The organism is Oscillibacter ruminantium GH1 (genome assembly GCF_000307265.1).
Taxonomy (GTDB): Bacteria; Bacillota; Clostridia; order Oscillospirales; family Oscillospiraceae; genus Oscillibacter; species Oscillibacter ruminantium.
Genome location: NZ_DF158900.1, coordinates 150353 through 159151, shown reverse-complemented (window position 1 = coordinate 159151; position 8799 = coordinate 150353). Strand labels below are relative to the sequence as shown.

Below are 8799 nucleotides of genomic sequence, written 5' to 3'. Positions count from 1 at the left end.
CTTCGCTTTTTGCGTGAATTCATACCTTCTTGACTTCTTCCGGCGGAAGGTACAGCACCTGTACGCCACAGTCGTCCGAAAGGCCGTTCTGCTTTTCCGCTTCTTTTAAAATCAGGTTTGCCAACTGCTGCGGGTCCGTCCCATTCCAGCCTGCCAGCAGATTTTGCAGCCATTCGTCATGTCCGCTGTCCGCCGCGCCGTCGCTGATGAGAACGGCAAAGGTCTCCGGCTCCAGCGTCACATGAGTCACATCCGGCCCAGCGGGCGCAGGTTTTAATCCCGCCGGCAGCGCGGCGCCGGTAATCCGGCGCACTCTACCGAACCGCTTGATATAAGTTGGAGCTGCGCCGTATTTATAGAGCGCGGCTTCTCCGCTCTCCAGCCGCAGCGTCAAAAGGTCAATGGTAGAAAAGCTGCCGGTCTCCTGCCCCCGAAGGGCCATCGCCGCATTCATGGTGTTCAGCGCGGCCTCCGCCTCTACCCCCGCCTCCAAGAACTGACGGAGCAGACGACAGGTCAGCGCGGACTCCCTCCGGGCAGCCTCGCCGCTGCCCATTCCGTCGGAGAGGAGCAGACACAAAAGGCCGCCGTCCGTCTCAAAGGAAGCCAGCGTGTCACCGCAGGCTGTCTCTCCCTGCTTGGGCTTGATCGCCGCGCCGATACGATAGCTGCGCCGCGCTCCGGCTGTTGGAACCGCCTCCAAATTAGCCGCCGTGGCGGTGAGCAAATCGCTGAGTCGGGCATACTGCCCTTTGGCGTCCTGCCGCGTCTCGTCCATCCGGTGGCGATACTGCTTACGCAGAAGATAGGCGGACAGTTCTCCATTGATGGCAGCTAAAAAGTCCGGCAGATGGATGCAGCGCGAGGAAAAGTGGTTGGGAAAATCCTTTGCCAGCGCCCTTCCCCGTTCCAGAAGATAGGGCGTGGCGTCGTTCAGCGCGTTATATGTAGCGCCGTACTCTTTTTTCCAGCACAAGTCGCAAAGCGCGCAGCCCCGGCAGACCCGCTCGGCCGCCCGGTCAAACACGATGGCGGGGTTTTCCTCTGTGGACTGAACCGGCCCTCTGCCCAAACTGTCGTACAGATCCCGGAACGCGGTCGCCGCCCGATCCAGCCGCTCCCGCAGGGTGGGCAGCGCTTTGCTCTGGGGCGGTGTGTCCTGCTTCACCCGCTTGCCGCCCAGCAGCTTTCGTGGAATCAGCAAAAACAGCGGTGCGGCCAAAGCCGCCTCCTTCATGGCGGAAAGGCCCTGCGCCTGTGTCACCGGCGCCAACGCCGTCAGCGCCGCCAACAGCCACAAAATAGCCGAGAACAGGCGGCTTTGACGTGTCCGCAGTCCTGCGGCAAGGCCCGCAAAGCCATACTCCGCCGTGAAAACCGGCACTCCGCCTCCGGCGCACAAGTCCGCCAGCAGTCCGGCCCAAACACCCGTGACCGCGCCGGAAGCCGCGCCCTTCTGCCATGCCGTGAACAGCACCAGACAGGCGATCACCGTCCGTCCCAGTGAAATTCCCGCCGGAGCTACGTCCGAAAACGCCAGCAGCAGCGTCACCGCCAAAAACACCAGCGCGTCCGGTTTCTTTTCTTCTTCTCCGCCTCGGGTCAGCGGTGCATAGCATCGGGCGGAAGCGCCCACCAGCACCGTGGACAGCAGGCAGGGCGTGAGATGTTCCAACGGTGAAAAGGACTGCGCTACGTAGATTCCCTCCACCGCCAGCGTCATTCCGGCAGCAAGCATCGGCGTGAAGAGCGGCTTCTCCGCGATTTTCAGCCCCCGAAACGCCACCGCCGCCGTGTACACCAGAATCGCCACCGCCACATGAGCAAGGCCCGTGGAAAACTCCAGAAATATCAGCGCCCCCAAAGCTGCGCCGGCCAAGGCGCACATCCCGTCAATTCCCGCGCCGCAAGCCGCCGTTAATCCCAGAGCAAAGGGCGCTCCGCCCCCGGAGATTGTGGCGGCCGTGAGCGCCGCCGACAGAAAAAAGCGGACGCCACCGTTCAAAAAGCGCACTGTCCGCGCGTTATCTAAAGTAAGCTGCCCGTGCATCAGGCTTGTCCCCTCCCTTTTGCGGTTTCCATCATTTTACATAACAACATATGAAAATGCCGTCGGGAAAAGAGAGGTTTCTAAAGTTTTTGTATCGCCGTTTCCATCCCCGGCGGATTTTGGGGATGTGCGCAGTGTATTTCCCCAGAACAGTCCCATGTTCCCCCTTTTCATTTTGGAGGAACTATGATAGACTGTAATATATTTTGACCATTGCGCCTGCAAAGGAGACCGTTTCGTGATTCTTGGAACATTGGAAATTCAATCAAAGCTGGCCCTCGCCCCCATGGCGGGCGTGACGGACGCCTCGTTCCGCCAGATCTGCGCGGAACTGGGCGCGGGCTATACCTGTACGGAGCTGATTTCCTCGAAGGCTCTGTGCTATCAGGATAAAAAAACGCGGGGCCTGCTGGCTCCCTTTCCGGGGGAGCATCCTTTCGCCGTGCAGATTTTCGGCAGCGACCCCGTCTGCATGGCCGAGGCGTCCCAGATCGCGGCGGAGGCCTCCGGCGCGGACGTGGTGGATATCAACATGGGCTGTCCCATGGGCAAGATCGTCAACAACGGAGACGGTTCCGCGCTGATGAAAGACCCGGAGAAGGCGGCCCGCGTGGCCGAAGCCGTGGTCAAGGCCAGTCCCGTACCGGTGACGGCGAAAATCCGCCGGGGCTGGGACATGGGCCACCTCAACGCCGTGGAGGTGGCAAAGCTGCTGGAGCAGGCAGGCGTGTCCGCCATCGCGGTTCACGGGCGCACCCGCGCCCAGATGTACGGCGGGCAGGCGGATTGGACCTCTATCCGTGCCGTACGGGAGGCGGTGCGCATCCCCGTCATCGCCAACGGCGACATTTTCAAGCCTGAGGACGCGGTGCGCATTTTAAAGCAGACCGGCGCGGACATGGCTATGATCGGGCGGGGCTGCTTTGGAAACCCCTGGCTGTTCGCGCAGGCCAAGGCCCTGCTGGAGGGCTTGCCCATGCCGCCGCTGCCACTGCTGAGTGAGCGGTGCGACACGGTGGTGCGGCAGATTGAGCTGGCCGCCGCGGCCCGCGGAGAGCGGACGGCGGTGCTGGAGGCCCGGCGGCACTACTGTTGGTATTTAAAGGGCATTTCTCACGCCAATTATTATAAGGAGCAGATAGTCCGCATGAATACGCTGGAGGACGTCTACGCCGTGACGAAAGGGATCAAAAGGGATCTGAAATGAATGACATACCGGAACAACAACTGGTGAAATCCGCCCGGAGCGGGGATGCGGACGCTTTTGAAACACTGGTCCGCCGCTATGAAAAGCGCGTCTATGCGCTGACATTGCGCATGTGCGGCAATTCTGCCGACGCGCAGGAGGCTGCACAGGAGGCATTCCTCTCCGCATGGCAGAGCCTGCCCTTCTTCCGGGGCGAGGCCAGCTTTGCAACGTGGCTGTACCGTTTGGCGTCCAATGCATCTGTGGATCTTCTCCGCCGGGAAAAGCGGCAGAAGGCGGTTTCTTTGGACGACGCGGAGTTGACGCTGGACATCCCCGATTCCCGCCTCACGCCCCACGAGGAAGCGGAGCGAAACGAGCTGCGGGATGCGATTCGGACAGGGCTGAAATCCCTGCCGGACGACTATCGGGCGGTGCTGGTTTTACGAGAGCTGCACCAGTTGAGCTATCAGGAAATTTCGGACACGTTGGACGTGGATGTGGGAACCGTGAAATCCCGCATCAACCGGGGCCGGAAACGGCTCTGCGAATTTTTGACGAGAACCGGGAACTTTTCACCCGCCGCTCCGTCTAAGAAGACAGAGAAGGAGGGACAGTGACATGAAAATTTGCGAAAATTATGCGCTCCTTCTGGACCAGTTTCTTGACGGAGAACTCAGCAAGGAAGACGAGGCCCTCGTGCGGGAGCATCTTGTCTCCTGCCCCGCCTGCGCCGCCTATGTGGCAGACGCCATGGCCATTCGGGCCGCATTTGAAGATCTTGACGAAATTGAGGTCCCGGAGGGACTTTCCGACGGCGTGATGGCGGTGATCCGCGCCCACGCCGCGCCCCGGAAGAAAAACCACCGCTGGATGAAAGCCGCAGCCTCTCTGGCGGCTTGTGCGGCCATTGTATTTGCGGCGGTGCGGATCATACCCTTTGGCGCTTCCTCCGGCACAAGCGCCGCCTCGGCAGAGAGCGCGCCCATGGAAGCGCGGGCCGGGGATGTGACGGATGGTGTGGAATCCCCCGCAGAAGCCCGCCAGCAGTTGACCGCCGACAGTGAAATGAGCGACCCGCTTTCGAGCAGCAACTTGGAAAGCGGACAAAACTCCGCCCCTGTCTCGGTGGAACCTTTCGCGTTGGCTCCCAATTCCGCGCAGGATTCCGGGAGCGGCGAAGCTCCGAAAACAGCTGTTGGACCCATGCTGAGCGCGAATCTGAATTCGGACGCGGCTTCCTATCGCAAATGGGCCAATCTGACGGCAGCGGCGGTAGGCACGGAGCTGGACGGCTATTCCGGCATTCCGCGCCAAGACGACGCAGGGCGGTCCTATACCGCTTACGAACTCAGCGAATCGGAATTTGACGCTCTGATCGCCCGGCTGGGCGCGGAAGACAAGGTCACCGCGTACGATACGTCGGACAGCACATTGTATCTGATTGCGGTCTATCCCTGATCCTTGAGGAAAGCCGTCCTAAAATTCACAGATTAAAGAGGAAATTGCGGAAAACCGCAATTTCCTCTTTACTTTTTTCCCCAACTCATGCTATACTGCCCATCGACAGGTGCCATCTCCCTGTCCAAGCGCCGCCGGTTCACCGGGGCGTTCGTTCGGCAATCTGGACGTTGCCGTTCTCTAAACAAAAAAATGGAGGCCGCGGACGTCTACCGTCCGCGTTTCGCTCTCGGGCGGACCTCCGAACAAACAAGGAGGTCTTTTTTTATGTCCAAATCCCGATTCACGATCCAGCAGATCGCCGTGGCCGGCGTGGTGGGCGCGCTGTATGCCGTTCTCAGCTATTTTGCCGCGATTTTCGGCGTTGCCTTCGGGCCGATTCAGTTTCGTTTTTCCGAAGCGCTGTGTGTCCTTCCCTTCCTGTTCCCTGCCACCGCACCGGGCCTTTTCGTGGGTTGCCTCATTGCAAATCTGCTCTCGCCCTATGGTGTGCTGGACATCGTGTTTGGATCTTTGGCAACGCTTCTGGCGGCAGTTCTCACCATGAAATGCCCCAGCAAGTGGCTGGCGCCCCTGCCTCCGGTTTTGTGCAATGCCGCCATTGTTGGCACAGTCATCGCTTTTGAACAAACCGGATTCACGGCCGCCTTTCCCGCGGCGCTGGCCTATAACGCCGTCACCATCGGGCTGGGCGAGGCCGTGGTGTGCTATGTGCTGGGGATTCTCCTGCTGGCGGTGCTGTCCCGGGTGCGGGCTTTGCGGCCCATGATGGCGGAGAGCCATCTCGCCAGTCTATCCTGATCTTCCATCAAACCGCATCACGATTTGATGACCGGGCACTGGGCGCAAAACCGACTTTTCGCGTAAAACTCCCGCATTTCAAAATATTTCTTGACATTTGACCGGTTTCCTGTATAATAATAAGGCTTGCAGTCTGCAAGCATATCCTTGTCCCTATCTTTGAATAGGGGCCATATGTCCAAAAGGAGGTGCAAAAATGGCTAAAGTTACCGCCAATTATGAGGTCGTCTACATTATCGACCCTGCACAGAGTGAGGAGAACACCGCCGCTCTGGTGGCAAAGTTCAAGACTCTCGCTGAGCAGAATGGCTCCAACGTGGAAGTCGAGGAGTGGGGCAGCCGCAAGCTGGCCTATCCCATCAACTTCAAGAATGATGGATACTACGTGCTGATGACGTTCAACAGTCCCGCGGCGTTCCCCCGGGAGCTGGATCGTATCCTGCGCATTACCGACGGCATCATGCGTTCCCTGATCGTCTGCAAGGGCGAATAAGGAGGCAACCGCAATGCTCAACAAGATCATTCTCATGGGTCGTCTCACCCGGGACCCCGAACTGCGTCGCACCGGAAGCGGCACTGCCGTGACGTCTTTTACCTTGGCTGTTGACCGGGACTTCAAGTCTCAGAGCGGCGAAAAGGAAACGGATTTCATTGATATTGTCGCTTGGCGCACCACCGCCGAATTTGTCAGCAAGTACTTCACCAAGGGCCGCATGGCTATTGTGGAAGGCCGCTTACAGCTTCGCGACTGGACCGACAAAGAGGGCGGAAAGCGCCGCTCTGCGGAGGTTGTGGCCGACAATGTGTACTTTGGGGACTCCAAGCGCGACGCAGAGTCCGGCGGCTATCATGCCCCGGCTTATGGCGCGCCTGCCGGTGGCAATCGCGCTCCGGCTCCCGTGGACGCCCATTCCGATTTCGCTGAGATCGGAGAAGAAGACGGCGAGCTGCCGTTCTGACCTCTATCAGCGCCATTTTTGTAGAAGGAGGAAACTACCATGCCTTATGATCGTGATTCCAGACCCTCTCGTCCCATGAATCGGAACAAGCGCCGCAAGGTTTGCCAGTTCTGCGCGGACAAGAGCGAGTTCATCGACTATAAAGACGCCGCGAAGCTTCGCCGCTTCGTTTCTGAGCGTTCCAAGATTCTGCCCCGCCGCACCACCGGCACCTGCGCCATGCATCAGCGTGAGCTGACCGAGGCCATCAAGCGCGCTCGTCAGATTGCCCTGCTGCCCTATGTGACGGACTAATCTCTCAGAACTTTGAAACCCCGCCCTGCCGATTGTCGGCGGGGCGGGGTTTTGTCTTGGCGCATCCGGTTTTTTCAGTTCGGAGATTCGTCGGTTTTTTAGGCCAAAATGCCGGGCGGAGCGTTTGCTCCGCCCAGCGCGTCATTCACTTTTCCCCGGTTAGATTCACAGAGTGCCCTCCAAACTGGACAGACGCAATCTGATCCACGTTTAAAGGGGCATTGAACTCCAGCGTAACATGGGCGGTCATTCCACTGTCATCGCTGCCGCTACCAATACCGCAGCAAAACCACTTATTATTCAGAACCTTACCATTCTTAAGTGTAATCGAATAATCGGTAAAGCAGTCTGAAAACCGCTGGCCCTCCGGTTCCGGCACCGCCGAGGAAAAATACAGGTTCATGGAAAGCGTGGAATACTGGACCTTCTCCAGAAGATAGTCCGTCTTCCCCATGGTATAGGCTGTTTCACAGGGAACTGTGCGGGCATACTTCTCGCCGTCTTCCAGCGGAATTTTCAGCGTCCAGTCTCCCTCATAGAGGACGGTTTCCCCTGCCTCTCCGCTTTGAATCAGATCATGCAGCCTCAGCGTATAGGTTCCCGCCCGAACCGTCTGGGTACCGTTGGTGGATACAATCAGATAAAACTGATTGGGCTTCAGTCCCTTCTCGTCGTCTTCATAGTAATAGCTGCATCCGTATCCAGCGTCCGCGATGGAGTCAAAGTCAACCAGCGTGCCGCTCATATCGGCAAAAGTCGCCTGCATCAGGCACTTCCCATCTCCGTCCAATACGATGGCCCTGTCCAGCTGCTTGCAGGTGACCCGGATGGCCGCCATGGACATGTACCCACCGGAGGCTGCATCCAAAAGCTCAAAACGCAGCTCATCCGTCTCCAGAATCGTTCCCAATTCCGCGTCGCCTGTGATGGCCAGCTGGGACATATCCGCCACACCTGCGTCCAGTCCCAGTTCCCGGCCGAAGAGGCCGAACAGATGGGTGAAAAATGCTCCACCGGTTAAAGAATACGCCAGCGCGGACCCCGCCAGAAGTGCTGCGATCACCGCCGCCATTGCAATCCGCACAATGTGCTTTCTCCTGATCCGCACCTCCACCGGGCTGATAAAAACGCGGGTTCCGCCCTCCGGTTCCTGCTTTCCTCCACGAAAATACCGGCGGCAGTATCCCTGCGGGTCCGCCAGCATTTTTCGGAACCGGCGGCGCTGCCGGAGAGACATGTCCGGAGTGTCCTCCCCGCACAGCGTGTCTTCCCAGTCCTCTCGCAGAGCTTCTATCAAGGCAGGCCGCAGATTTTCCTCCAAATCCAGTTTACTCACAGACATATCCCTCCTTTCGCATGGTTTCAATCAAAAGCTGGCGTCCCCGGGATACGCGGGTTTTCACCGCGCCCTCTGTAATGTGCAGCTCCCGCGCGATTTCGGCGTGGCTCCACTCCGTCAAAAAACGCAGCTCCATCACCCGCCGATAAGTCTCCGGCATACGGCGAATGACCTCCACCAAAGCGCGGAAGCCGCCGTCTTCTGCCGGCGCTGCCGGCAATCGCTTCTCCACTTCCCCGTCCATGGGCAAATCTCGCCTCTCCTTTCGTAAAAGATCCAGCGCGGCATTCTTTGTCACCGTCACCACCCAGTAAATCTGCCGCTCCTCCGGTACTGCCTTTAAATCATCAAAGTGCAAAATAATCTTCAAAAATGCGTCGTGAACAGCATCTTCGGCCTGATTCTGAGACGGCAGAATCTGCCGCGCCACTCGCATCATCTTGTTATAAAACTGCTGATAGAGCTGGGCGAACAGTTCCCGGTCCCCGGCTTCTTCCAGCATTGCAAAACACACTGGCAGCAAATGGCTCCCCCTCTTTTCTTTTATCTCTCATTTCATAGACGCGGCAAGGCTTGGAAATGTAACAGCGCAGGCGGAAATTTTCTCGTTTGCCCTGCATATCGGAATTTTACCACTGCCGTTTGAAACCGTCCACTCCTTTTGCATCCAACGTTTTCCAGCAAACGAAAAAACGCCGGACCCTTTGGG

General features: G+C 58.5%; 10 protein-coding genes. 7 read left to right on the top strand and 3 right to left on the bottom strand.

Annotation, left to right across the window (positions count from 1 at the left end; genetic code table 11):
• Positions 1–19 precede the first annotated feature (19 nt).
• A complete protein-coding gene (locus ON16_RS12835; RefSeq protein WP_144032131.1) occupies positions 20–2050 on the bottom strand; it encodes a SpoIIE family protein phosphatase in 2031 nt (676 codons plus the stop codon).
• 286 nt (positions 2051–2336) lie between these two features.
• Between ON16_RS12835 and dusB the strand changes: the two genes are divergently transcribed.
• The 7 genes from dusB (at position 2337) to rpsR (ending at position 6751) form a co-directional block, all read left to right on the top strand.
• Positions 2337–3257, top strand: coding sequence for a tRNA dihydrouridine synthase DusB (gene dusB, locus ON16_RS12830; protein ID WP_051131778.1), 921 nt, complete (start codon positions 2337–2339; stop codon positions 3255–3257).
• Entirely contained in the window at positions 3254–3856 is a 603-nt protein-coding gene (locus tag ON16_RS12825; RefSeq protein WP_040663375.1) for an RNA polymerase sigma factor, read from the top strand. Before dusB ends, ON16_RS12825 begins: the two co-directional genes overlap by 4 nt.
• Before the next feature lies 1 nt (position 3857).
• Positions 3858–4697 (top strand): anti-sigma factor family protein, encoded by an 840-nt coding sequence (locus ON16_RS12820; protein ID WP_040663372.1) that lies wholly within the window; start codon positions 3858–3860, stop codon positions 4695–4697.
• Positions 4698–4964: 267 nt separating this feature from the next.
• The gene (locus ON16_RS12815) at positions 4965–5498 is read left to right on the top strand and encodes a QueT transporter family protein (RefSeq protein WP_040663369.1); all 534 of its coding nucleotides are present in this window, start codon (positions 4965–4967) and stop codon (positions 5496–5498) included.
• Positions 5499–5694: 196 nt separating this feature from the next.
• Entirely contained in the window at positions 5695–5991 is a 297-nt protein-coding gene (gene rpsF, locus ON16_RS12810; protein WP_040663366.1) for a 30S ribosomal protein S6, read from the top strand.
• A gap of 13 nt (positions 5992–6004) precedes the next feature.
• Positions 6005–6457 carry a single-stranded DNA-binding protein gene (locus tag ON16_RS12805; protein WP_040663363.1) on the top strand — a complete coding sequence of 151 codons (453 nt, stop codon included), beginning with the start codon at positions 6005–6007 and terminating at the stop codon, positions 6455–6457.
• A gap of 39 nt (positions 6458–6496) precedes the next feature.
• Positions 6497–6751 carry a 30S ribosomal protein S18 gene (gene rpsR, locus ON16_RS12800; RefSeq protein ID WP_040663360.1) on the top strand — a complete coding sequence of 85 codons (255 nt, stop codon included), beginning with the start codon at positions 6497–6499 and terminating at the stop codon, positions 6749–6751.
• A 145-nt stretch (positions 6752–6896) separates the two neighbouring features.
• Here rpsR and ON16_RS12795 read toward each other — a convergent pair whose 3' ends face one another.
• Positions 6897–8087: a hypothetical protein gene (locus ON16_RS12795; RefSeq protein ID WP_040663357.1), complete on the bottom strand. Its 1191-nt coding sequence runs from the start codon at positions 8085–8087 to the stop codon at positions 6897–6899.
• Positions 8080–8604 (bottom strand): RNA polymerase sigma factor, encoded by a 525-nt coding sequence (locus tag ON16_RS12790; protein ID WP_243441838.1) that lies wholly within the window; start codon positions 8602–8604, stop codon positions 8080–8082. Before ON16_RS12790 ends, ON16_RS12795 begins: the two co-directional genes overlap by 8 nt.
• Positions 8605–8799: the final 195 nt, after the last annotated feature.

Bases quoted from the DNA above. Each gene is read 5' to 3' on its own strand.
- dusB (WP_051131778.1), top strand. From the start codon at position 2,337: ATGGCGGGCGTGACGGACGCCTCGTTCCGCCAGATCTGCGCGGAACTG.
- ON16_RS12825 (WP_040663375.1), top strand. From the start codon at position 3,254: ATGAATGACATACCGGAACAACAACTGGTGAAATCCGCCCGGAGCGGG.
- ON16_RS12820 (WP_040663372.1), top strand. From the start codon at position 3,858: ATGAAAATTTGCGAAAATTATGCGCTCCTTCTGGACCAGTTTCTTGAC.
- ON16_RS12835 (WP_144032131.1), bottom strand. From the start codon at position 2,050: ATGCACGGGCAGCTTACTTTAGATAACGCGCGGACAGTGCGCTTTTTG.
- rpsF (WP_040663366.1), top strand. From the start codon at position 5,695: ATGGCTAAAGTTACCGCCAATTATGAGGTCGTCTACATTATCGACCCT.
- rpsR (WP_040663360.1), top strand. From the start codon at position 6,497: ATGCCTTATGATCGTGATTCCAGACCCTCTCGTCCCATGAATCGGAAC.
- ON16_RS12805 (WP_040663363.1), top strand. From the start codon at position 6,005: ATGCTCAACAAGATCATTCTCATGGGTCGTCTCACCCGGGACCCCGAA.
- ON16_RS12815 (WP_040663369.1), top strand. From the start codon at position 4,965: ATGTCCAAATCCCGATTCACGATCCAGCAGATCGCCGTGGCCGGCGTG.